This is a genomic window from Diaphorobacter ruginosibacter (genome assembly GCF_014395975.1).
GTDB lineage: Bacteria > Pseudomonadota > Gammaproteobacteria > Burkholderiales > Burkholderiaceae_C > Diaphorobacter_A > Diaphorobacter_A ruginosibacter.
Genome location: NZ_CP060714.1, coordinates 1,301,834 through 1,324,592, shown reverse-complemented (window position 1 = coordinate 1,324,592; position 22,759 = coordinate 1,301,834). Strand labels below are relative to the sequence as shown.

The following is a 22,759-nucleotide window of genomic DNA, read 5'->3' as shown; positions in this document are numbered from 1 at the left end:
TCAAACTATATTCAGTGACTCGAGGCGGTATGAGTCCCTGTGCAGCACCGGCCAACACCGGCCAATTGCCGACTTCTGCAATGAAGCACAAAACACGATTGACGCGTCCATGCGGAGGGACCCTTGAGCGGCGCCGATTCTTGCGAGGGCCGCCTCCATCTTTCACACGGATATGGGTTTTTGAAGAATCGAATACCCTCTTCTCGAAGCCTATGTGCGCGCGGGCGTCAACACCGAGGGCGCATAAGGGTCACGGCCGACGAGGCGCGGCGAGTGCAAGAAATAGGGAGGGCTATAGAACGCGATGCCAAGGAAGTGTCCGGGCCACCCAGCTCCTCAGGCTGGCCAGTCGCCCAAGCGAAGTTGGATCGCTGTTTGAAGCCCTGAAAGATTGCCTCGACAAGCATTCGCGGCACGTTGGAAAGCCTCCTCGCGAGTCGATTCGAACCGATCGCGTGCGCGTAGCGACAAGCGATGCCAGAACACCCGCCGAACCACTTTGATCAGCGGTTCCGAGCAGAGCGCCCACCTCCTTGGTGGAATTTTTCAGAATGGAAACTGATGCCAATATCAGTTCCTTCATCCATCTAACCGGCCAAGAGCTTCTTGCCCCAGATCATCAGATAGAACTCATTATCTGGGGACGGTTCTTCCTTGTACAGCCTCGAATTACTGGCACTGACCTCGGCCACCAATGATTCGACCTGCTCACGGGTCAATGGAGATGGATGCATCTTGCAATGCTCCTCGGTACGAGGAAAGTCCTCTTTGACCGTATTGACTTGAAGAATAAACCGTCCGCCCGGCCTGATTTTTGAGAAGAAGAGACGAAACCAATGCGCCGCATCATCCGTGTGATCCAGCACATTGAAACAGATACCCAGATCAACCAGAGGCACATCATTCATCTGGGATACATCTGAAAGATGAACAATAGATTTCTCGCGAACCTTTCCAAAAAGTGATCCATAGTATTCATTGTTCGGATCAAAAGCCCAGCGACTCGCGGCAGGTATCGTTTCTATCATACCCAAGGGGCCGCAACCCAACTCAAATACGGTGCTTTTGGAGAACATCTCCACATCCCACCCTGTGCTATCAAAGCACCCTCTCATTAAATCACGCTGAAACGCGACAAATTGCTCTGGATTTTTTCCCTCATAGCCCTCGTACGCAACCCATCGCCAAAATGCGAGTTCACGCAATTGGGCATCCTCTTTCGGATTTTCTGGCACATAGCTTCCTTCAAACAGAGACGCTATTTTTTCAACCACATCCCGCGGCAAATCGCTTCCCGTTATTGGATTCATATTTCTAGCTTGACAGTTGATCTAAAATTTAACGACAAGCATTCGATATCAATTTTCAATCAATCACAAGAATGATAATTTTTCAAAAATTCGCACCAAACGCTCTTAAAACAATCGGATGGTAGCTGCATCTCCGGAAAATTAAAAAAATAATAACTATCAAAATCCACAAAACTTCCTGAGACCCAAAAAATGCAACACAGGGTGCTCATACCCAATAAAATATAGATTTTATTGATTAATTAAAAGAAATTAGTTTGTAATAATTTTCGTTAATCAGTGCATTACGCATCCGATTTTTTCTCCATCGGATCACTCTCGCCTGAGCGATGCCCGCGAGAGTCTGTCGGGGCGAAACCAGCCTCAAGCGACGAAGTCGCTTCCTGGGCCCGAGCGAGAAGATGATGGTCAGGACATGCAAACGGCCGGTGACTGCGTGATGTATGCATGCCCCATCGTCACTCGATTTCTCGATTGAAGAATGTCCAAGACAAGGTTCGGAGAGCAGCCCTCTTCTGCACCTCTTGAACAGGCACTTTCAGCAGCGCGCCACGTTCTGCAGTGCGGTTGGCTGGGGCAGGCTCAGGACATTGCCTGTTCCGGCAATCAGGCCATGCTCTCGCAGATGGCGAAGCACCCTGGAGAAGGTTTCCGGCGCAATGCCCAGTTGGGCGGCAATCAGACGCTTGCGCTGCTGCAGCGTGACCTGCAGGCTGCCATCCGCGGCAGGTGCCGCATGGCGCAGCAGCCATTGCGCGCAGCGGGCCTCCGCGTCCTGGGCCAGGCGGCTCACGGCCAGTTCGGTCTGCTGGAAGTAGCCGGCGGCCATGTCTCGGATGAGGGTCTGCGTCTCGGGATTGAGCGCGGCATAGGCTTGGCGGAATTCGACCAGCGTGATGCGGCGAAGGCTCACCTGGGTGTCGGCCACGATGTCCAATGGATAGGGCTGTTCCATGAGCACAGGCGCTACGTCGAGCCACACCGGCCCCTCCACCATGCCGAGCTGGTGGCGAAGTTGACCGGACTCGAGGAGTCCGAAAAGCACCCGGCCGCTATCCAGATAGATCACGCTGTCAGGACGCTGCGAGCGTTCACGCAGCACACGGCCAGCTTGGACGATTTCCGGCAGGTTCGCAGAATGGAATGAGGACAATGGGACCATGGGGCCGTACTTTGCAGCCCGCACCCGTCTTCGATATTGAGACAAGTCAAAACACATGTTCCCAGGCATCGGGGATGGGCAGATCCCCTTAGTGGTGCGTAACAAACAACACTTCACGAGAAAAACTCAAAAAAAACTGGCGGCACGATGTTTGCTTTTCGACAATCTGCCCCGTCGACACATTTTCGTCATCTATTGGGGAGTCCGATGACGGGAGCGACATGCGCCATCCCCATGGCGGCCTAACTTCACAGCAGGAGAACTCATGAAAAAAAATATGCTGGCCTTTGCGGCCGCACTTTGCTGCACCACAGGTGCATTCGCCCAGAGCTCGGTCAAGCTCACCGGCATCAGCGATATCTACGTCGGCTCCATGAAAATGGCAGGTGATGCCGGCCGCACCAACGTCGTGAACAGCGGCGGCCTGACCACGTCCTGGTTCGGCTTCACCGGCACCGAAGACCTCGGCAGCGGCCTCAAGGCCAGCTTCCAGTTGACCTCGTTCCTGCAGACCGATACCGGCACGCAGGGCCGCTTCCCGAACGACACCTTCTTCTCGCGCGATGCGAACGTCAGCCTGTCGGGCGGCTTCGGTTCCGTGATGCTGGGCCGCTGGATGGCGCCCAACTTCCTTCCTTCCGTGCTGGCCAACCCGCTGGGCGACTCGTTCGTCTTCGCTCCGCTGATCCTGCACATGAACGTTCCCCTGTTCAACCAGACCGGCTGGAAGGCCACCACGCCGGCCGACACGGGCTGGAGCAACCAACTGGTCTACAGCACGCCAGACATCGGCGGCTTCAAGGCCAACCTGCAGTACCAGTTCGGTGAAAAAACCGGCGACGACAAGAACAAGAAGAACGTTGGTGCCAACTTCTTCTACTTCGGCGGCCCGCTGATGCTGACCGGCTTCTATGAGCGCGCGCAGATCTCCAATCCCGGCTCGGGCGACTACCTGGGAACCACCAAGACCGCGTGGATGATGGGCGGCGCCTACGACTTCAACATGGTCAAGCCCTACCTGACATACGGCGAGTCCAAGGCCGACAATACCGACGTGAAGGCCAAGACGCTGCAGATCGGTGCATCCGTGCCGGTGGGCGCCGGCAAGGTGATCGGCTCCTGGGCCCAGACCAAGCTCTCCGGTGCGGACACGAACCGCAAGACGTTGACCGTAGGCTATGACTACAACCTGTCCAAGCGCACCGATGTGTACGGCATGGTCATGAACGACAAGATCACCCACTACGACGCCGGCACCAGCTTCGGCATCGGCATCCGCCACCGCTTCTGATCCGGCGACCGTCCGAACACCATCATCGGGCGGCCTTCGCGAGGGGCCGCTCGACGAGCCCTCCAAGGCCTGCGCGCGCTCACCTCCCCGGAGTCTGCGCGCGTTGTGCTTTCTGGACCGCCCGCGCGCTCAGAGCACGAGGATGGCGCGGAAGTCGTTCACATTGGTGTTGGTCGGTCCGGTGACGAGCAGGTCACCGATGGCCGCGAAATAGCCGTAGGCGTCGTTGCGATCCAGCGCATCCGCCACCTTGTACCCCGCCGCCTCTGCGCGCGAGAGGGAGTCCGGCGTCACGAAGGCGCCCGCGTTGTCCTCGACTCCGTCGATGCCGTCGGTATCGGCGGCCAGCGCCCAGACACCCTGCCGCGCCTGCAGCGCCTGCGCCAGTCCCAGGCAGAACTCGCCGGCACGGCCGCCGCGGCCCCTGGGCGCTCCGGCAGGCTGCGGCCGGATCGTCACCGTCGTCTCGCCACCGCTCAGGATCACGCAGGGCGCACGGAAGGGTTCTCCGCCCCGGCTCGCAGCCCGCGCCAGCGCGGCATGGACCCGTCCCACATCGCGCGACTCGCCCTCGATCTCGTCGCTCAGCACATGGACTGCTAGCCCGGCCGCGCGCACCGCGGCAGCTGCGGCATCGAGCGACTGCTGCGGGGTTGCAATCAGGTGCACGCCATGGCCCTCAAAGGCCGCATCGCCCGGCTTGGGTGTCTCGAGTTCACCGCGCTCCAGCTGTTCGCGCACCTCTTGCGGAATGGTGATCGCATAACGCTGCAGGATGGCCAGCGCATCGGCGCATGTGGTTGCGTCGGCCACGGTCGGCCCGCTTGCGATGATCGCAGGATCGTCGCCCGGCACGTCGCTGATGGTCAGCGTGACGACCTGCGCGGGCGCGCAGGCTGCCGCAAGCCTTCCGCCCTTGATGCGCGAGAGATGCTTGCGCACGCAGTTCATCTCGGCGATGTTCGCTCCGCTCTCCAGCAGCGCCCGGTTGATCGCCTGCTTGTCGGCGAGCGTGAGACCTTCTGCAGGCAGGGTGAGCAACGCCGAGCCGCCACCCGAAATCAGGCACAGCACCAGGTCATCGGCCGTCAGTCCCTGCACCGTCTTCAGGATGCGCCGAGCCGCTTCCAACCCCGCCGCATCGGGAACCGGATGCGCGGCCTCCACCACCTCGATACGCTCCGCCAGGCCATCGGGGCGCTCGGGAATATGGCCGTAGCGCGTCACGACCAGCCCCGACAGCGGCGCGTCCGCGGGCCACAGCGCTTCCACCGCCTGCGCCATCGCGGCACCGGCCTTTCCGGCACCGATCACGACCGTGCGGCCTTTCGGGGGCGCAGGCAGATGCTCCTTGAGCGTATGCAGTGGCTGCGCCCTGCGCACCGCAACGGCGTACAGCGAGAGCAGGAAGCCGCGAGGATCGCGACGGAAATCCGGCGCAGGCACAGCCGCGATGGATTCGAGGGAGATGAAGGCTGGATGGGATGGCATGCGCAAATTGTACGAAGCTGCACGAGAAAATCCGCTGTCGCCGGCATCACTGTCCACGCACTTTCCACATTGCGTAGACTCGGACGGAAACAACCACTCCCAGGAGACCCGAATGCCGAACTTCGTAGACACGTCCCCGCCCGGCCAGTGCATCTTCTGCCGGCTTGTCGCCCGCGAGATTCCCGCGGCCATCGTGCACGAGGACGAGTTGACCATCACCTTCATGGACATCGGCCAGGTCAATCCCGGCCATATGCTGGTGGCCACGCGGCGCCACGCCGCCAATCTGTTCGAGCTGACCGAAGAGGAAGCCGGCGCCGTCATGCGAACCAGCCGCCGCATGGCGCTCGCGGCGCAGGCGGCGTTCCCTTCCGCCGGGCTGACGCTGCTGCAGGCCAATGGCGCTGCCGGTGGGCAGACCGTGGGGCACTTCCACATCCATGTCGTGCCCCGGCACGAAGGCGACGGCATCGAACTCACCTGGCCACGCAAGGAGCCGCCCGCCACCGTGCTCGCCGATTATGCGGCGCGGCTGAAGGCTGCTGCGGCGGATCTGGCGGATGCCGACACGCCATGACCTGATCCCTGCACGCCAATGGGTAATTGCCAACAACCAATGGCCCATGGCCATTTGCACCTGTCGCTGCATTTCGTGCCGCCACGCTGCGCGACAATGGCGGCATGACCGATCCGCTCCCTCCGTCCTGCATTGCCATCGCCGGACCCACCGCTTCCGGCAAGACCGCCGCGGCGCTGGAACTGGCGCACAGACTTGCCGGCCACATGCCGGTGGAAATCATCAGCGTGGACTCCGCGCTGGTCTATCGCGGCATGGACATCGGCACCGCCAAGCCCACTCGCGATGAATTGGCGCAGGTGCCGCACCACCTCATCGACATCCTCGACCCGCTTGCCGCCTACAGCGCCGCCGAGTTCGTGGCAGACGCCACACGGCTGATCGCGGAAATCCGGACGCGTGGTGCGCTGCCCGTGCTGGTGGGAGGCACCATGCTGTATTTCAAGGCGCTGATCGACGGCATCGACGACATGCCGGCCGCCGACATGCAGGTGCGCGAGAGACTGGACGCGCAGGCCGCGGCCATCGGCTGGCCCGCAATGCACGCCGAGCTCGCGAAGGTCGATCCCGTCACCGCTACGCGGCTGGCGCCCGGCGACAGCCAGCGCATCCAGCGCGCGCTCGAGGTCTGGCACGTTTCCGGCCAGCCCCTGTCGAGCTTTCATTCGCGCCAGTCCAACCGGTCCAGCCACGGCCCGCTCGCGCCCGATGCGCTGTATTCGCTCGAACCCGACGACCGGGCCTGGCTGCACGAGCGCATTGCCCAGCGTTTCCACCTCATGCTCTCACAGGGCTTTCTTGAGGAGGTGAAGGCTCTGCGCGCGCGCGGCGACCTGAATCCCGAGCTGCCGTCGATGCGCTGCGTCGGTTATCGCCAGGCATGGGAATCCCTGGACGGCACGCAGCCGATGGCCACGCTCGCCGAACGCGGCATCGCGGCCACCCGCCAGCTCGCCAAGCGCCAGATCACCTGGCTGCGCAGCATGCCCCTGCGCCATGTCGTCGCATGCGACCGGCCGGGAGCGACGCACACGCTGGTACAGGCCATCGTCGCACGCGTGGGTCCCGCCGGAGCCTTCCGTTGAGGCCTATGCCGCCGATGCCTCCCTTGATGCGGTTGCGCGGGCTCACACGCCGCTATGGCGAGTCGGTCGTGTTCGGCGATGTCGATCTCGATGTGCACCCCGGCGAGTTCATCGCCGTGATCGGTGACTCCGGCGTCGGCAAGTCCACGCTGCTCAACTGCATGGCGGGACTGGACCACTGGGATGCGGGCACCGTCGTGCACGAGGGCGCCGACCTTGGGGCCATGGACGATCGCGCGCGTGCCATCTGGCGGCGCAGCCATGTGGGGTTCGTGTTCCAGGCCTTTCACGTACTACCCCATCTCGACGTCGCGCAGAACGTGGCCCTCCCACTGGTGCTGCTGGGCCAGCGCGACGATGGGCGCGTCGAGAAGATGCTGGCCTCCGTCGGACTGGGCGGCATGGGGGCACGACTGCCGCAGGAGCTGTCGGGCGGCCAACTGCAGCGCGTGGCGATTGCACGCGCGCTGATTCACCGCCCTCCCCTGCTGCTGGCGGATGAACCCACGGGCAACCTCGATCCCGACACGGCTGCGCGCATCATGGACCTGCTGATCGCCCAGACGCGCGAGCATCACGCCGCCCTGGTGCTCGTCACCCATGCGCACAGTGCCGCCGCGCGTGCCGACAGGACACTGCGCCTCACGGCCGGCGGCATGGTCAACGAGCCAGCGGCGGGCTGATGCTGTCGCTGCTGCGCACCATCTCGTGGCAGAGCATGCGCCATCATCCATGGCGCACCCTGGCAGCCGTGGCGGCTGTCATGCTGGGCGTGGCCCTGGGGCTGTCGGTCCAGCTGATCAATGCATCGGCGCAGAGCGAGTTCTCACGCGCGGTGCGCACCGTGCAGGGGCAGCCCGATCTTGCGCTGAGCGCCTCCCACGGCATGCTGCCGGCCTCTCTCTTCGCCGAGGCCGGCACCCGTGCGGATGTGGCGCTGGCGATCCCGTGGCTCGAGGCCAGCGTGTTGGTGAGGAATGCGGGCGGGCAGGAAAAACCTGTCGCCGTGCGGCTGCTTGGCACCGACACGCTTGGTGTCGCGGCACTCGCGCCTGCCATGATGCCGCGTGTGGCCCGAGGAGCAGACCGGCTTGCCATCATCGCGCCCGACACGCTGTTCCTGAATGCCTCGGCCATCGAGGCACTCGGACTGACGGAGGACACGCTGCCGGACGCACGCATGCAGATCGCGATCGCAAGTGGCCGACACGAGGTGCGGGTGCAGGGCACGATCGCCGCGCCCGGGGCACCAACGGCGGTGATGGATATCGGCGCCGCGCAGGATCTCCTGCAACGCCATGGCGAACTCAGCCGCATCGACCTGCAACTGCAGGACGGCTCGGACATCGACACGGTGCGCCGTGCGCTGCAGCGCGGCTCCGTGCTCGCCAGCGTACCGGGTGACTCGACGCAGCGGGTGGACAACCTCTCGCGCGCCTATCGCGTGAACCTCACCGTGCTCGCTCTGGTGGCGCTCTTCACCGGCGCATTCCTGGTCTACTCCGTGCTCGCACTCAGCGTGGCACAGCGTGCGCCGCAACTGGCCCTCCTGGCGGTGTTGGGCGTCACGCCCCGGCAGCGGCTCGCCCTTGTGCTGGCCGAGGCCGGGATCATCGGCGTCGTCGGCAGCGCAGCAGGCGTGGCGCTGGGCTCGCTGCTGGCGGCCCTGGCCCTTCGGCTGCTGGGAGGCGATCTGGGCGGCGGGTACTTCGCGGGGGTCCAACCCGAACTGCAGTGGAATGCCGTGACCGCGGGAATCTATGGCGCACTCGGTCTCGCCGCTGCCTGCGTCGGCGGATGGTGGCCCGCCCGCCAGGCACAGGCCCTGCCGCCCGCGCAGACGCTCAAGGGACTTGGTGCGATGGCACGCACGCCGCATCGACCCTGGCCGGCTCTGGCCCTGCTGCTGGCCAGCGCCCTGCTGGCGCTGGTTCCACCCGTCGCGGGGCTGCCGATCGCAGCCTATGTCGCCGTGGGATGCCTGCTGGTCGGCGGCATCGCCCTGCTGCCGTGGGTCGTTCAAAGCCTGCTGAAGGCCGTATTGCCTCTGTCTCGCGGCCATGCGCTTGCCATGCTCGCGCTCGAGCGCCCGCATCGCATGCGCGGCGTGGCGGCGGTCGCGGTCGGAGGGGTGGTCGCCAGCCTGAGCCTCGCGGTGGCGCTCACCGTGATGGTGACAAGCTTCCGCACATCGGTGAGCCAGTGGCTGGAGACCGTCGTGCCCGCACCGCTGTACGTGCGCGCCGCAGGCCTGCCCGCAGGTGACGATGCGGTCATCTTCGGTCCGGGCCAGATGATGGCGATCTCCCGCCTGCCGGATATCGAGCGCCTGCAGGCTCAGCGCGTGAGCAGCCTGCGCCTGAGCGCCACGCAGGCCGCGATCACGCTGATCGCGCGCCCCCTGGGCACCGACCCGGAGCAGGTCCTGCCCATGGTCGCCACGCCAGAGAAGATATCGCCCGACACTCCGTCGCAGGGCATTCCTGTCTACGTCAGCGAAGCGATCGAGGCACTGTACGGCGTGCACCAGGGAAGCGAGTGGCCCGCTCTTGCCAATGCCATGAAGGCCGATGGACAACCACCGCCCCGCTTTGTCGTGGCCGGCATCTGGCGCGACTATGTCCGGCAATTTGGCGCCGTTGCGATCGACAGCGCGGACTATGCACACCTTACCGGCGATGCGCGCACCAGCGACCTCGCGATCTGGCCGCGCCCCGATGCCGATCTCGCGCGGCTGCAGCAGCAGATCACGGCCACCATGCCCCAGGCGGCGCTCGAGTTCACCACCTCGGGGGCCATACGGGCACGCTCGCTCGCCATCTTCGATCGCACCTTCGCGGTGACCTACTGGCTGCAGATGGTCGCCATCGGCATCGGGCTGTTCGGTGTGGCGGCCAGCTTCAGCGCGCAGGTTCTGGCGCGCCGCAAGGAGTTCGGATTGCTGGCCCATCTCGGCTTCACGCGGGCGCAGATCCTGGGGGTTGTCGCAGCCGAAGGCGCGGCGTGGACGACCGTGGGCGCCGTGGCCGGAACCGGCCTGGGCGTGGCCGTGGCGGCCGTGCTGATCCATGTGGTCAATCCCCAGAGTTTCCACTGGACGATGGACCTGCGGCTGCCGTGGCCGCGCCTTGCCCTGCTCGCATCCGCACTCGTGGCTTCGGGCACGCTGACCGCCTGGATTGCCGGCCGCGCGGCGGCAGGCCGGTCTGCGATACTCGCCGTCAAGGAAGACTGGTGAGCGCATGCCCACCCCGCACACATTGGAAGACCCCATGCATTCCACCCACCCAGCAAGCCCCCCCACATCCGGCCCCTGGCTGCACAGCGCCATCGCCCGCATCGAGGCCGACTACCAGCGCAGTGCCGACACGCACCTGATACCACTGCCCCTGCCGTCCTTTGCCGACCATGGCATCGATCTCTATCTCAAGGACGAATCCACCCATCCAAGCGGCAGCCTCAAGCACCGGCTGGCACGCTCATTGTTCCTGTATGCGCTGTGCAATGGCTGGATCCGCGAAGGCTCGACCGTGGTCGAGGCCTCGAGCGGGTCGACCGCGGTGAGCGAGGCCTACTTCGCGCGGCTGCTGGGCCTGCCCTTCGTCGCGGTGATGCCGCGCACCACGTCGGCGGAGAAGATCGCGCTGATCGAGTTCTATGGCGGCCGTTGCCACTTCGTCGACAAGGCCGGCGAGGTGTATGGCGCTGCGCGTGAAGTGGCCGCGCAGACCGGCGGCCACTACATGGACCAGTTCACCTACGCGGAACGTGCGACCGACTGGCGCGGCAACAACAACATTGCCGAGAGCATGTTCACGCAGATGCAGCGCGAGCGCCACCCCGTTCCATCGTGGATCGTCGTGGGCGCCGGCACGGGCGGCACGAGCGCGACGATCGGCCGTTATGTACGCTTCCAGCAGCACGCCACGCAGCTGTGCGTGGCGGACCCGGCGGGCTCGGTGTTTGCGCAGTACCACCGGACAGGCGACGACACGCTCACCGCACCCGGCTCGCGCATCGAAGGCATCGGCCGTCCGCGCGTGGAACCCAGCTTCATCCGTACGCTGGTCGACCGCATGGAAGAGGTGGCCGACACCGATTCGATCGCCGCCATGCGTGCGCTCTCTGCCCTGCTCGGCCGGCGCGTGGGTCCCTCCACCGGCACGAACTTCATTGCGATGCTTCGGCTGGCCTGCGAGATGCGCGCGGCTGGTGAGCAGGGATCCATTCTTTCGCTGCTCTGTGATTCCGGCGAGCGTTATCTGCCCACCTATTTCAACGACGAATGGGTCATGAACTGCATGGGTGAATGCCAGTCCGCGGGCGAGCGCCTGCGCACGCAGCTCACCTGATGCCGATGCGCGCCAACGCCGGCCTTCGCCGCCGCGACTGGGTGGCGTTCGCCGCGCAGGCCCTCGTGCTTCCATCGATGGGGGCGTTCACCGGAACGGCCGCGAATGCCCTGCCCGCTCGCACCCTCTCGTTCCCACGCGACCACGCGAGCCATCCGGAGTTGCAGACCGAGTGGTGGTACATCACCGGGCATGTGCACGCGGGCGCGGCTGATCGGGGCATTGAGCGGGGCACCGGGCGGGAGCTCGGCTTCCAGGTCACCTTCTTTCGCTCGCGCGTCGCGGCAACGCAGCAGATGCGCTCGGAATTCGCGGCACGCCAGCTCCTCTTCGCGCATGCGGCCGTCACCGACCTGGAAGCCGGTGTGCAATACCACGACCAGCGCATGGCACGTGCCGGCTTCGGCATTGCACAGGCGTCCGAGGCCGATTGCAGCATTCGCCTGCGTGACTGGTCACTGCAGCGGCACACCCCCGATGGCCAGCACGATGCATCCGCCCACAGCACATTCACCACCGCCATCCGTTCGCGCGATTTCACGCTCGACCTGACGCTTGCCAGCACACAGCCGCTGATCCTGCAAGGAAAGGACGGCCTGTCGCGCAAGGGGCCACAGGAAGACCAGGCCAGCTACTACTACAGCGTTCCCCAGCTTGCAGTAAGCGGAGAACTCCAGGTCAAGGGCGCTCGTCATCGCATCGAAGCCCGGCAGGGCGATGCGCGCGGCAACCGCGCATGGATGGATCATGAATGGAGCGAGGCACTCATGCATCCGGACGCCGTGGGCTGGGACTGGATCGGCATGAACCTGTTCGACGGATCGGCGCTCACCGCATTCCGTTTGCGGCGCGCCGACGGCAGCACGCTGTGGACCGGCGGCTCGCTGCGCGCACCGGGTGCCGTGCAGGCCCGGATATTCGCGCCGGGGGAAGTCCGGTTCGATCCCCAGAGGCGCTGGCGCAGCCCGCACAGCGGCGCGCATTACCCGGTGCAATGGCAGGTGGATACGCCGGAAGGCTCCTTCGCCGTCGACGCGTTGCTGGACGACCAGGAACTGGACAGCACGGGATCCACCGGCGCCGTCTACTGGGAGGGCATCAGCGACCTCAAGGACCGATCCGGAACCACGGTAGGCCGTGGTTACCTGGAGATGACGGGGTATGCCGGCGGCATCCGGCTGAGCTGACGCACTGGCTGCCCGCCTCAACACATGGACGATCCACCCTGTTGGCCAATGCGCCGGAATTGAAACAATACCAAAGTAAAATAGATTAAACCAATGTCAAAATATTAATTGATAGAGAATTACACACTTTTGCCATGATGCCTCCGCGAGGGTATCCTGAGCCGTCAGGCCACATCGCGGAAGGCTGTTCCGGCGTTGATTTCCCCCATTCGAAAGACCGGCTCCCCATGAACGACCAGGTTCTATGCGTTTTGACCGAGACCATGCGAGGGTCGAGGGTCGCGCACGCCCTGCTGGATGCGGTGGAGTGCTCGCCGATGTCCGTGAACGAAGCCCTCGAAGCCCTCATCAAGGACCACCAGATCATCACGGGCCGCAACCTGCTCGGTGCCTATCCCGATATCCATGCGCAGATCAGGCGCTGCGCCAGCGAGCCCTGCAGGTCCACCTACCGCCATGCCCCCTCTTCCCTGCTGCTTGAACTGACCCCCGTGCGGGGCGCGGGTGGCTCCGTGCTGGCTGTCCAGTTGATCGCCCTGGCCGACCCTGCCGCTGAGGCGCAGGCCAAGCCGCTGGAGAAGCGGTTCCAGCGGGCGCTCGAAGGGTTTCCGCTGAATGCGTGGATGTGCACGCCCAAAGGGGACCTCTTCTGGATCAACCACACGTCCAACCAGTTCTCGCACGGCCGGCCCGTGGTGAACGATGTGTCGAACACGTACTGGATCTCCAAATTCCACCCCGATGACCTGGCCAAGGCCAGCAAGGTGCTCGCGCAGGCCATGGTCGATGGTGTGGCACGACCGTTCCGTTACCGCATACGCGACTGGGAGGGCCACTACCACTGGCATCTTGCGCAGTACGCGCCTATCCGCGACGAAAGCGGCGAGATCATGTACTGGGTGGGTGCGGGCATCCGGATCCAGTCGTTCGTCGAGTCCGAAGAAAACCTGATTGCCCAGATCGAGGCTCAGAAGGCCGACCACCTGAGCGACAAGCGGCGACTGCGCAATGCCAACAACCTGCTCGAGAGCGCGCAGAAGATGGAGCTGGTGTCCAACCTCGCAGGCGGCGTCGCGCATGACCTGAACAACCTGCTGTTCATCATGGGGATGAATGCCGAGCTGCTGTTCAAGAACCTCAAGAACCCGATCTACAAGGAGTATGCGGACGGGATCCGGGTCAACATCAAGAAGGCTGCGCGGCTGTCGTCCCAGCTCATGGGCTTCAGCGGCCGCAAGCCGCAGAGCGTGTCGGCGGTCGAGCCGGGCAAGCTCATGGACGAGCTTCGCGACCTGCTGGATAAAGCCGTCGGCGCCGAGGCCTTCCTCACCATCCGGGTCGAGGAGGACGTTGCCCCTGTGCTGGTGGACCGCATGTATCTGGAGAACTCACTGATCAACCTGGCCATCAATGCCCGCGATGCCATCGCCGGCCGCGGCACCCTGATGCTCTCCGTGGCCAACGAGCGCGTGCAGCGCAAGGGCTTGCCCACGCCATGGCATCCCGCGGCACAGGAAGAGCATGGATCAGCCAGGGCTGGTGGAGACTACGTGGTCTTTCGCATGCATGACGAGGGAATGGGCATGTCGGAGGACGTCCAGGCACGCATCTTCGAACCGTTCTTCACCACCAAGGGCCCGAACAAGGGGACCGGCCTGGGCCTGCCGATGGTGAAGAACTTCGTGGAGAACTCGGGCGGCTTCCTGAATGTGAAGTCGGAGCTCGGCGTGGGGACCACCATCTCGATGTACCTGCCGCGCTCCGAACTCATCGCTGCCGACGAGGACAGGCAGCCCGGCACGGTGATCGAGGTGGGCGGCGAATCCCTGCTCATCATCGACGACGACATCGGCGTGCGCAACGCCCTGGCCAATGCGCTCTACGATGTGGGCTACCAGAACATCACCACTGCCTATAACTGCGAGTACGCCATCGAGTTCCTGGGCAATGGCCTGAAGGCCGATGTGATCATCTCCGACGTGAGGATGCCGGGTCGCATGACCACCTCGCAATTTCTCGCCAAGCTGCGGGAAATGAAGAACGATGTCCCGGTCATCTTCGCCACGGGCTACTCGGAAGATGTGGTCATCGAGCAGGGGCTCGTCGATGGTCGCCACCCCGTGCTGTTCAAACCGTTCACGCTGGAAGAGCTGTTCACGCAGATCCGCGATGCGGTGCAGGGCCGCCGGAGAACGGAAGGCTCCTCGCCCCCCGGACAATGACGGGCTGAAAACGAAAAAGCCGCTGGGAACCAGCGGCTTTTTCGTTGCCAAGGCAGCGCCTTGGTCCTGCTCGGCGTCAGTGTGCCTTGCCGCCCGTGCGGCGGCGCTCCAGCCAGGCGATGAGCTCGCCCATCAGGCCCTTGCGGAATGCTAGCACGCAGACCACGAAGATCAGGCCGGTGACAATGGTCACCGACTCGCCCAGCGTGTTGAACCACTCCACGCCCGTGAGGTGGGCGAGGAAGTTGCCGAAGTCACCGATCTTGTTTTCCAGCATCACCACCACGGCAGAACCGAGGATAGGGCCCGACAACGTTCCGAGGCCGCCCACCAGCGTCATCAGCACGACGTGGCCAGAAGCGCTCCAGTGCACGTCGGAGAGCGTGGCAAAGCCCAGCACCAGCGTCTTGAGCGAGCCCGCAAGGCCGGCGATCGCTGCCGAGATCACGAAGGCCAGCAGCTTGAAGCGGTTGGTGTCGTAGCCCAGCGAGATCGCGCGCGGCTCGTTCTCCTTGATGCCCTTGAGCACCTGGCCGAAGGGTGAATGGATCGTGCGCACGATGACCAGGAAGGCCAGCACCACCACCACCAGGCAGACGTAGTACATGGTCATGTCGCTGCTCAGGTCGATCAGGCCGAACAGCTTGCCGCGCGGCACGCCCTGCAGGCCGTCCTCACCGCCCGTGAATGGCAACTGCAGGCACGCGAAGAACAGCATCTGGGCCAGCGCCAGCGTGATCATCGTTGCGTAGATGCCCTGGCGGCGGATCGCAAAGAAGCCCATCACCAGGCCCAGCAGCGCACCGGAGATCGTCCCCAGGATCAGGCCGATCTCGGGCGTGACGCCCCAGACCTTGATGGACTGGCCCGTGATGTAGGCCGCTCCGCCCAGGAAGGCGGCGTGGCCGAAGGACAGCAGGCCGGTATAGCCCAGCAGCAGGTTGAAGGCCGAAGCAAACAGCGCAAAGCACAGCAGCTTCATGATGAACACCGGGTAGGCACCGGCGAATGGTGCAATGATCAGGCCGAGCAAAAGAAGGCCATAACCGATCGGAGCAAATTTCTTCGTATTCATGTGACTGTGCCCCTTTTATTTCTCTTTGCCGAACAGACCGGCGGGGCGGATGAGCAGAACGATGGCCATGATGACGAACACCACGGTGGACGAGGCTTCCGGATAGAACACCTTGGTCAGGCCCTCGATCACGCCGAGGCCGAGACCCGTCAGGATGGAGCCCATGATCGAGCCCATGCCGCCGATCACGACCACGGCGAACACCACGATGATGAGGTTCTGCCCCATCAGCGGGGTCACCTGGTAGACCGGCGCGGCCAGCACGCCGGCAAAGGCAGCCAGCGCGGCACCGAATGCGTAGGTCAGCGTGATCATCACCGGCACGTTGATGCCGAAGGCTTCGACGAGGCGCGGGTTCTCGGTACCGGCCCGAAGATAGGCGCCGAGCTTGGTCTTCTCGATCACGAACCAGGTTGCCAGGCACACCACGATGGAGGCAACGACCACCCATGCACGGTAGTTGGGCAACATCATGAAGCCGAGGTTGGTCGCACCTTCCAGCAGTTCGGGAGTGTCGTAGCCCAGGCCAGAGACGCCGTAGATCGAACGGAACACGCCCTCGATGATCAGCGTGAGGCCGAGCGTGAGCAGCAGTCCGTAGAGGTGGTCGAGCTTGTAGATCCAGCGCAGCATCGTGCGCTCGATCACCACGCCCAGCACCCCCACGATCAGTGGCGAGAGAATCAGCATCACCCAGTAGTTGATGCCGAAGTAGTTCATGGCCATCCAGGTGAGCAGCGCCCCAAGCATGAACAGCGCGCCATGCGCGAAGTTGATCACGTTGAGCAGGCCGAAGATCACGGCCAGGCCCAGACTGAGGATCGCATAGAACGAGCCATTGACCAGCCCCAGGAGGAGCTGGCTCAGCATGGCCGGTAAAGAGACACCGAAGATTTCCATGGGTAGCAAAAATTAAGGGTTCAGCTCTGTTGCCGGGTCATTTCCAGAGAGCGCACTTGCTCTCGGCCTTGGTGGCGAACACTTGCTCGCCCGGCAGCTTCTTGATCAGCTTGTAGTAGTCCCAGGTACCTTTCGATTCCGAGGGGGCCTTCACCTGCATCAGGTACATGTCGTGAACGTAGCGACCATCGGGACGGATCTGGCCCGCACCGAAGAAATCGTTCATCTTCATGTTGCGCCACGTCTCCATCACCTTGTCGGCGTCGGTGGTCTTGGCGGCTTCCACGGCCTTCAGGTAGTTCATGGTGGCCGAGTAGTCGGCCGCCTGGATCTCCGTGGGGCGGCGGTTGGTCTTGGCCATGAACTTGTCGGCGAACTTGCGCGTCTCGTCGTTCAGGTCCCAGTACCAGCTGGTGGTGAACTGCATGCCCTCGGTGGTCTTCAGGCCCAGGCTGTGGATGTCGCTGTAGAAGATCAGCAGGCCGGCGAGCTTCATGCTCTTGCCGATGCCGAACTCCTTGGCGGCCTTGATCGAATTGATCGTGTCGCCGCCCGCATTCGCAAGCCCCAGCACCTGGGCCTTGGAATTCTGCGCCTGCAGCAGGAACGAGGAGAAGTCCGACGCGTTCAGCGGATGGCGCACGGCCCCCACCACGGTGCCGCCCTTGGCCTTCACGATGGCGGAGGTGTCCGCCTCCAGCGAATGGCCGAACGCGTAATCCGCAGTCAGGAAGAACCAGGACTTGCCGCCCGCATCCACCACGGCAGCGCCCGTTCCCTTGGCCAGGGCGACGGTGTCGTATGCATAGTGCACGGTATAGGGCGTGCAGTTCTCGTTGGTGAGTGCCGACGTCGCCGCGCCGTTGTTGATCATCACGCGCTTCTTTTCCTGGGCGATCTTGGCCAGCGCCAGCGCGGTACCGGAATTGGTGCCGCTGAAGATCATCGTCAGGCCTTGCGTGTCGATCCACTCGCGTGCCTTGGAGGCCGCAATGTCCGCCTTGTTCTGGTGATCGACGGTCAGCAACTCGATGGGCATGCCCAGCACCTTGCCGCCGAAGTCATCGATCGCCATCTGGATCGCGACGCCACCGTTCTTGCCCTCCACGTCGGCATAGAGACTGGACATGTCGGTGATGAGACCGATCTTGACCTTGTTCTCCTGCGCGAGCGCTGCCTGCGAACACAGGCCCGCTGCCGCGAGCACCATTGCCAATGCCGTGAACTTGCTCTTCCTCTGCATGTTGTGTCTCCTGAATGTTGTTGACGTGAGGGCGGAACCGGTGACCACCGCCGGCTGCGGTGAATGCCTTGCGGCACTCCCCGGTCAACCGGCGGCCTGGCGTCGAGGCCTCAGAGAGGCCGTCGCGCGCTTACTTCCAGAGCGTGCACTTGGACTCGGCCTTGGTGGTCCACACCGTGTCGGCCGGCAGTGTCTGCAGCACGTTCAGGTAGTCCCATGGCTTCTTGGAGTCGGCAGCCTTCTTCACTTCGACGAGGTACATGTCGTGTGCAAAGCGGCCATCCGGACGGATCACGCCCTTGGCGTAGAAGTCGTTGATCGGAGTGCTCTTCAGGTAGGCCATGACCTTGTCGGCGTCCGTGGTCTTCACCGCGGCAACCGCCTTGAGGTAGTTCATCGTCGCGGAGTAGTCGGCCGCGTGGATGTCCGTGGGCATGCGCTTGGTCTTGTCGAAGAACTTCTTGGCGAAGGCGCGCGATGCATCGTCCTTGTCCCAGTACCAGCTGGTGGTGTGCAGCAGACCTTCGGTGTTCTTCAGGCCCAGCGAATGGATGTCCGACAGGAACACCAGCAGGCCGGCGGTCTTCATGCTCTTGTTGATGCCGAATTCCTTGGCCGCCTTCACCGAGTTGATGAAGTCGCCACCGGCATTGGCCAGGCCCAGGACCTGTGCCTTGGAGTTCTGTGCCTGCAGCAGGAACGACGAGAAATCCGACGCATTCAGCGGATGCTTGACCGAACCGGCGATCGTGCCGCCCTTGGCCTTGATGACGGCCGAGGTGTCGGCTTCCAGCGAATGACCGAAGGCATAGTCGGCCGTCAGGAAGAACCAGCTCTTGCCGCCGCGCTCCACCACCGCACCGCCGGTGCCCTTGGCCAGCGCCACGGTGTCGTATGCGTAGTGCACGGTGTACGGGCTGCATTGCTCGTTGGTCAGGGCCGCGGAGCCCGCACCACTGTTGAAGTACACGCGCTTCTTTTCCTGCGCCACCTTGGCAGCGGCCAGTGCCGTACCGGAGTTGGTGCCACCGAACAGCATGGTCACGCCGGCGGTGTCGATCCATTCACGCGCCTTGGAGGCGGCGATGTCGGCCTTGTTCTGGTGGTCTGCGGAGACCATCTCGATCGGCTGGCCCAGGGCCTTGCCACCGAAGTCGTCAATGGCCATCTGCACGGCCACGGCACCGTTCTTGCCTTCCACGTCGGCGTAGAGGCTGGACATGTCGGTAATGAAGCCGATCTTCACCTTTTCCTGCGCCTGCACGGCGGCAGATGCCAAGCCCATTGCGCCCAGAGCGCATACCAGAGCCTTGAGAGTTGTCTTCTTCATTACTTTCTCCTTTGCTTTCGAAGCTGTTGTGTCGCGAAACTGCGGTTTCGCACTTGTCAATGAATGGGATATCCGAACCGGAAATCGATGCCGGCGCGTCAGACGCCCAGCAGTTCGTTGAGCACCGGCATCTTGGCCTCCAGCTCCGATGCGCCAAATTTCTCGACGATCTGGCCGTGCTCCATCACGTAGAAACGATCGGCCAGCGGGGCCGCAAAACGGAAGTTCTGCTCCACCATGACCACCGTGTAGCCCTTCTCGCGCAGCGTGATGATCATGCGGGCGAGTGCCTGCACGATGACCGGCGCCAGACCTTCGGAGATTTCATCGAGCAGCAGCAGGTTCGCGCCGGTGCGCAGGATGCGCGCCACGGCCAGCATCTGCTGCTCGCCACCCGAAAGACGTGTTCCCTGGCTGTTGCGGCGCTCCGCCAGATTGGGGAACATGGCATAGATCTCATCGACCGACATGCCCTGACGTCCGGTCTTGAGCACCGGCGGCAGCATGAGGTTTTCTTCCGTGGACAGGCTCGAGAAGATGCCGCGCTCCTCCGGGCAATAGCCCACGCCGAGGTGGGCGATGCGGTGCGTCGGCAGGTCGATGGTCTCGACCCCGTTGACTTTCACCGAGCCCTTGCGCGACCCCGTGAGGCCCATGATGGCGCGCATGGTCGACGTGCGGCCCGCGCCATTGCGCCCGAGCAGCGTCACCACTTCGCCGGGTTGCACGACCACGTCGACACCGTGCAGCACGTGCGACTCGCCATACCAGGCCTGAAGCCCCTTGATTTCCAATGCAGGCTGACTGCTCATCTCAATGCGCCCCTTGCAGTTGCCCGGCGTCTGTCGTGCCCATGTAGGCTTCCATCACTTGCGGGTTCTTCGATACTTCTTCGTAGGGCCCTTCGGCCAGGATGGCACCGCGCTGCAGCACCGTGATGCGGTCTGCAATCGTGGACACCACTTTCATGTTGTGCTCCACCATGAGGATGGTGCGCCCCGCGGAGACCTTCTTGATGAGCTGCGTGACGCGATCCACGTCCTCGTGGCCCATGCCCTGCGTGGGTTCGTCGAGCAGCATGAGCTCGGGCTCCATCGCCAGCGTGGTCGCGATCTCGAGGGCGCGTTTGCGGCCGTAGGGCAGGTTCACCGTGACCTCATCCGCGATGTCGGCAAGGCCCACCTCATCGAGCAGTTGGACTGCGCGGTCGTTGAGCTGGTCCAGGCTCTTCTCGCTCTGCCAGAAGTGATAGGCGTTGCCCAGCTGGCGCTGCAGGCCCAGGCGCACGTTCTCCATCAGCGTCAGATGGGGAAAGACGGCCGAGATCTGGAAGGAACGGATCACCCCGCGCCGCGCGATCTGCGCGGGCGCTTCACGGGTGATGTCCTGACCATTGAACTTGATGGTGCCCGAGGTGGGCTCCAGGAACTTGGTCAGCAGGTTGAAGCAGGTGGTCTTTCCCGCACCGTTGGGGCCGATCAGTGCATGGATCGAGCCGCGGCGCACGGACAGGTTCACATCGCTGACAGCGGTGAAACCCTTGAATTCCTTGGTGAGGTGTGATGTTTCCAGAATGAAGTCGCTCATGGCAACCAGAGCATGCAACGCCGGGGGCGCCACATGCACTTGTCTCCGTGGTTATGTTGCACTGCATCCTAGGTGGGCATTCCATTTGGAGGAACTGGTAGAAATGCCTATGTATTAACGCCTAAGGGAGGAATTCCCTTGATTGATGTCACCAATGTGTCAATTCGGCGCCCTCAGCGCCCTGCTCGCGCTCCTCTGATGGATCGAGGTACGGCTCAACTGAGCGCAAGAACCACCGCCGACTCGTCCACCTTCAGGACCACGCGGGAGCGAGCCCGCAGGCCCGCGCCCGGCTCGGAGAATCCCACGATCTGCAGGCCCGTGCCGAGCGTGGCCGAGACCTCGTCGCCCAATCCCCCGCGCGAGACGCGCGTCACGGAGCCGCTCCAGCGGTTCACACCGTAGGCCTCCACCGGCCCGCCGGTCGGCAGGGCCTGCGCGTGCACCGCGGTGGCCTTGCACAGTGCCTGCACGGCCACGCCGTTCTGAAGGCCCAGCAACTCGGCGCTCTCGCGCGTGATACGCGCGCAGACGTGAAACTCGGGCGACGCCGCGCCTTCGAGCACGACGCGCACGATCTGCCCCTGCACATCCATGTCCCTGACCACGCAGGGCCACTGGTTGCGCATGCTGGTGCGCACAGCCAGTCGCTGCGCCGCCCCGGCCGGCAGCGCGGGCCGTTCCTGCATGTGCTGCACCGCGTCGCTGCGGGCGATCTTGAGCGCCTGCGCCGCCGCCAGGAGCTGCACGCCCGCATCGGTGAGGCGTGCACCGCCGCCGCCTCGGCCACCCACGGCACGGTCGAGCAAGGCCACGCCCGCCAGATTGGTGAGCGTATCCACGGCCTGCCAGGCCGCCTTGTAGCTCACGCCCACGGCGCGCGCGGCCTTGGAGATGGAGCCCAGTTCGCCGATCTGCCGAAGAATGTCGATGCGCCGGTCCGACTGCACATGCCCCAGGGCTTCCACAAAGGAGGGTTCGCGGTGATTTGTCTGCATGGGCGCCATCATGCCGTGTCTTTGCATATACTCAACGTTGTTCAATTATGGAATAACGAATCAAGGAACATCGCATGACAAGCCAACGCACCCGCACCACCCTTTCCCTGAAGCTGATCGCACAGGCCGCACTCGCACTGGCGCTGCTGCCTGCGGCGCACGCCGGCGAGGTGGCCGTGGCCGTGGCAGCCAACTTCACGGCCCCCATGCAGAAGCTGGGGGCGATGTTCGAGAAGCAGACCGGCAACAAGGTGGTGATCTCCTCCGGTGCAACCGGCAAGTTCTATGCACAGATCGTCAACGGCGCTCCCTACGACGTGCTGCTGGCTGCCGACGACACCACGCCCGAAAAGCTGGAGAAGGAAGGCAAGGCCGTCAAGGGAACCCGCTATACCTACGCCATCGGCCAACTGGTGCTCTGGAGCCCGCGTGACAACTACGTCGACAGCGAGGGCAAGGTGCTGAACACGCAGTTCGACCACATCGCGATCGCCAACCCCAAGCTGGCCCCCTATGGCGCGGCCGCCATGGAGGCACTCGACAGGCTCAAGCTCACTGAGACGATCAAGCCCCGCGTCGTGACCGGCGAAAACATCGGCCAGACCTACCAATTTGTCGCCACCGGCAACGCACCGCTCGGCTTCGTCGCACTGTCGCAGGTGATGGTGGACGGCAAGGTCAGCAAGGGCTCGTACTGGATCGTTCCGGAGAGCATGCACGAGCCCATCCGCCAGGACGCCGTGCTGCTGAACAAGGGCGAGGCCAACGACACGGCGAAGGAACTGCTCAAGTACCTGCGCAGCGACGAGGCACGCGCGGTCATCAAGACCTACGGCTACGGCTTCTGAGCCGCGGGAGCGTGTTGATGCTCCCAGCATTGCCGGATGAGGGATACTTCGCACCACGAAACCTCCTCCGCGCTTCCTCGACCACCCGACACCGCCTCACC

Annotated in this window: 19 protein-coding genes; 9 read left to right on the top strand and 10 right to left on the bottom strand. The window is 63.6% G+C overall.

Annotated features, from left to right (window positions below; genetic code table 11):
• Positions 1–587 precede the first annotated feature (587 nt).
• Together H9K76_RS06065 and H9K76_RS06060 are read right to left on the bottom strand one after the other, a co-directional pair.
• Positions 588–1,310, bottom strand: coding sequence for a class I SAM-dependent methyltransferase (locus H9K76_RS06065; protein WP_187598766.1), 723 nt, complete (start codon positions 1,308–1,310; stop codon positions 588–590).
• 538 nt (positions 1,311–1,848) lie between these two features.
• Positions 1,849–2,472, bottom strand: a complete 624-nt coding sequence (locus tag H9K76_RS06060; protein WP_187598764.1) for a Crp/Fnr family transcriptional regulator — start codon at positions 2,470–2,472, stop codon at positions 1,849–1,851.
• Between the two features lie 265 nt (positions 2,473–2,737).
• Here H9K76_RS06060 and H9K76_RS06055 point away from each other — a divergent pair, with 265 nt between their 5' ends.
• Positions 2,738–3,763, top strand: coding sequence for a porin (locus H9K76_RS06055; protein WP_187598762.1), 1,026 nt, complete (start codon positions 2,738–2,740; stop codon positions 3,761–3,763).
• Positions 3,764–3,892: 129 nt separating this feature from the next.
• On the opposite strand, the gene H9K76_RS06050 is transcribed toward H9K76_RS06055, so the two are convergent.
• Positions 3,893–5,254, bottom strand: a complete 1,362-nt coding sequence (locus tag H9K76_RS06050) for a glycerate kinase type-2 family protein (protein ID WP_187598760.1) — start codon at positions 5,252–5,254, stop codon at positions 3,893–3,895.
• Positions 5,255–5,366: 112 nt separating this feature from the next.
• Here H9K76_RS06050 and H9K76_RS06045 point away from each other — a divergent pair, with 112 nt between their 5' ends.
• The 7 genes from H9K76_RS06045 (at position 5,367) to H9K76_RS06015 (ending at position 14,677) form a co-directional block, all read left to right on the top strand.
• Positions 5,367–5,831, top strand: a complete 465-nt coding sequence (locus H9K76_RS06045; protein WP_187598758.1) for an HIT family protein — start codon at positions 5,367–5,369, stop codon at positions 5,829–5,831.
• Between the two features lie 104 nt (positions 5,832–5,935).
• Positions 5,936–6,916 carry a tRNA (adenosine(37)-N6)-dimethylallyltransferase MiaA gene (gene miaA / locus H9K76_RS06040; protein ID WP_187598757.1) on the top strand — a complete coding sequence of 327 codons (981 nt, stop codon included), beginning with the start codon at positions 5,936–5,938 and terminating at the stop codon, positions 6,914–6,916.
• A 14-nt stretch (positions 6,917–6,930) separates the two neighbouring features.
• The gene (locus H9K76_RS06035) at positions 6,931–7,599 is read left to right on the top strand and encodes an ABC transporter ATP-binding protein (protein WP_425489679.1); all 669 of its coding nucleotides are present in this window, start codon (positions 6,931–6,933) and stop codon (positions 7,597–7,599) included.
• Positions 7,599–10,154: an ABC transporter permease gene (locus tag H9K76_RS06030; protein ID WP_187598753.1), complete on the top strand. Its 2,556-nt coding sequence runs from the start codon at positions 7,599–7,601 to the stop codon at positions 10,152–10,154. Before H9K76_RS06035 ends, H9K76_RS06030 begins: the two co-directional genes overlap by 1 nt.
• Before the next feature lie 34 nt (positions 10,155–10,188).
• On the top strand, positions 10,189–11,268 hold the full coding sequence (locus H9K76_RS06025; RefSeq protein ID WP_187598751.1) for a PLP-dependent cysteine synthase family protein: 1,080 nt from the start codon (positions 10,189–10,191) through the stop codon (positions 11,266–11,268).
• The gene (locus H9K76_RS06020) at positions 11,268–12,455 is read left to right on the top strand and encodes a lipocalin-like domain-containing protein (protein ID WP_187598749.1); all 1,188 of its coding nucleotides are present in this window, start codon (positions 11,268–11,270) and stop codon (positions 12,453–12,455) included. The genes H9K76_RS06025 and H9K76_RS06020 overlap by 1 nt, the downstream gene beginning before the upstream one ends.
• Before the next feature lie 317 nt (positions 12,456–12,772).
• Entirely contained in the window at positions 12,773–14,677 is a 1,905-nt protein-coding gene (locus tag H9K76_RS06015; RefSeq protein ID WP_187598748.1) for a PAS domain-containing hybrid sensor histidine kinase/response regulator, read from the top strand.
• 76 nt (positions 14,678–14,753) lie between these two features.
• Here H9K76_RS06015 and H9K76_RS06010 read toward each other — a convergent pair whose 3' ends face one another.
• The 7 genes from H9K76_RS06010 to H9K76_RS05980 form a co-directional block, all read right to left on the bottom strand.
• A complete protein-coding gene (locus H9K76_RS06010; RefSeq protein ID WP_187598746.1) occupies positions 14,754–15,752 on the bottom strand; it encodes a branched-chain amino acid ABC transporter permease in 999 nt (332 codons plus the stop codon).
• A 15-nt stretch (positions 15,753–15,767) separates the two neighbouring features.
• On the bottom strand, positions 15,768–16,652 hold the full coding sequence (locus H9K76_RS06005; RefSeq protein ID WP_187598744.1) for a branched-chain amino acid ABC transporter permease: 885 nt from the start codon (positions 16,650–16,652) through the stop codon (positions 15,768–15,770).
• A 37-nt stretch (positions 16,653–16,689) separates the two neighbouring features.
• The gene (locus H9K76_RS06000) at positions 16,690–17,895 is read right to left on the bottom strand and encodes an ABC transporter substrate-binding protein (RefSeq protein ID WP_187598742.1); all 1,206 of its coding nucleotides are present in this window, start codon (positions 17,893–17,895) and stop codon (positions 16,690–16,692) included.
• Positions 17,896–18,025: 130 nt separating this feature from the next.
• On the bottom strand, positions 18,026–19,225 hold the full coding sequence (locus tag H9K76_RS05995) for an ABC transporter substrate-binding protein (protein WP_187598740.1): 1,200 nt from the start codon (positions 19,223–19,225) through the stop codon (positions 18,026–18,028).
• Positions 19,226–19,323: 98 nt separating this feature from the next.
• Entirely contained in the window at positions 19,324–20,037 is a 714-nt protein-coding gene (locus H9K76_RS05990; protein WP_187598738.1) for an ABC transporter ATP-binding protein, read from the bottom strand.
• 1 nt (position 20,038) lies between these two features.
• On the bottom strand, positions 20,039–20,812 hold the full coding sequence (locus H9K76_RS05985) for an ABC transporter ATP-binding protein (protein WP_187598736.1): 774 nt from the start codon (positions 20,810–20,812) through the stop codon (positions 20,039–20,041).
• Between the two features lie 215 nt (positions 20,813–21,027).
• A complete protein-coding gene (locus H9K76_RS05980; RefSeq protein ID WP_246475338.1) occupies positions 21,028–21,810 on the bottom strand; it encodes a TOBE domain-containing protein in 783 nt (260 codons plus the stop codon).
• A 74-nt stretch (positions 21,811–21,884) separates the two neighbouring features.
• Here H9K76_RS05980 and modA point away from each other — a divergent pair, with 74 nt between their 5' ends.
• Entirely contained in the window at positions 21,885–22,658 is a 774-nt protein-coding gene (gene modA, locus H9K76_RS05975; protein ID WP_187598732.1) for a molybdate ABC transporter substrate-binding protein, read from the top strand.
• Positions 22,659–22,759 lie beyond the last annotated feature (101 nt).

Excerpts from the sequence above, each read along its gene's own strand:
- H9K76_RS05995 (WP_187598740.1), bottom strand. The coding sequence starts at position 19,225 with ATGAAGAAGACAACTCTCAAGGCTCTGGTATGCGCTCTGGGCGCAATG.
- H9K76_RS06035 (WP_425489679.1), top strand. The coding sequence starts at position 6,931 with ATGCCTCCCTTGATGCGGTTGCGCGGGCTCACACGCCGCTATGGCGAG.
- H9K76_RS06050 (WP_187598760.1), bottom strand. The coding sequence starts at position 5,254 with ATGCCATCCCATCCAGCCTTCATCTCCCTCGAATCCATCGCGGCTGTG.
- H9K76_RS06055 (WP_187598762.1), top strand. The coding sequence starts at position 2,738 with ATGAAAAAAAATATGCTGGCCTTTGCGGCCGCACTTTGCTGCACCACA.
- H9K76_RS05980 (WP_246475338.1), bottom strand. The coding sequence starts at position 21,810 with ATGCAGACAAATCACCGCGAACCCTCCTTTGTGGAAGCCCTGGGGCAT.
- H9K76_RS06015 (WP_187598748.1), top strand. The coding sequence starts at position 12,773 with ATGTCCGTGAACGAAGCCCTCGAAGCCCTCATCAAGGACCACCAGATC.
- H9K76_RS06005 (WP_187598744.1), bottom strand. The coding sequence starts at position 16,652 with ATGGAAATCTTCGGTGTCTCTTTACCGGCCATGCTGAGCCAGCTCCTC.
- miaA (WP_187598757.1), top strand. The coding sequence starts at position 5,936 with ATGACCGATCCGCTCCCTCCGTCCTGCATTGCCATCGCCGGACCCACC.
- H9K76_RS06025 (WP_187598751.1), top strand. The coding sequence starts at position 10,189 with ATGCATTCCACCCACCCAGCAAGCCCCCCCACATCCGGCCCCTGGCTG.
- H9K76_RS06045 (WP_187598758.1), top strand. The coding sequence starts at position 5,367 with ATGCCGAACTTCGTAGACACGTCCCCGCCCGGCCAGTGCATCTTCTGC.
- H9K76_RS05985 (WP_187598736.1), bottom strand. The coding sequence starts at position 20,812 with ATGAGCGACTTCATTCTGGAAACATCACACCTCACCAAGGAATTCAAG.
- H9K76_RS06010 (WP_187598746.1), bottom strand. The coding sequence starts at position 15,752 with ATGAATACGAAGAAATTTGCTCCGATCGGTTATGGCCTTCTTTTGCTC.
- H9K76_RS06065 (WP_187598766.1), bottom strand. The coding sequence starts at position 1,310 with ATGAATCCAATAACGGGAAGCGATTTGCCGCGGGATGTGGTTGAAAAA.
- modA (WP_187598732.1), top strand. The coding sequence starts at position 21,885 with ATGACAAGCCAACGCACCCGCACCACCCTTTCCCTGAAGCTGATCGCA.
- H9K76_RS06030 (WP_187598753.1), top strand. The coding sequence starts at position 7,599 with ATGCTGTCGCTGCTGCGCACCATCTCGTGGCAGAGCATGCGCCATCAT.
- H9K76_RS06060 (WP_187598764.1), bottom strand. The coding sequence starts at position 2,472 with ATGGTCCCATTGTCCTCATTCCATTCTGCGAACCTGCCGGAAATCGTC.
- H9K76_RS06000 (WP_187598742.1), bottom strand. The coding sequence starts at position 17,895 with ATGCAGAGGAAGAGCAAGTTCACGGCATTGGCAATGGTGCTCGCGGCA.
- H9K76_RS05990 (WP_187598738.1), bottom strand. The coding sequence starts at position 20,037 with ATGAGCAGTCAGCCTGCATTGGAAATCAAGGGGCTTCAGGCCTGGTAT.
- H9K76_RS06020 (WP_187598749.1), top strand. The coding sequence starts at position 11,268 with ATGCCGATGCGCGCCAACGCCGGCCTTCGCCGCCGCGACTGGGTGGCG.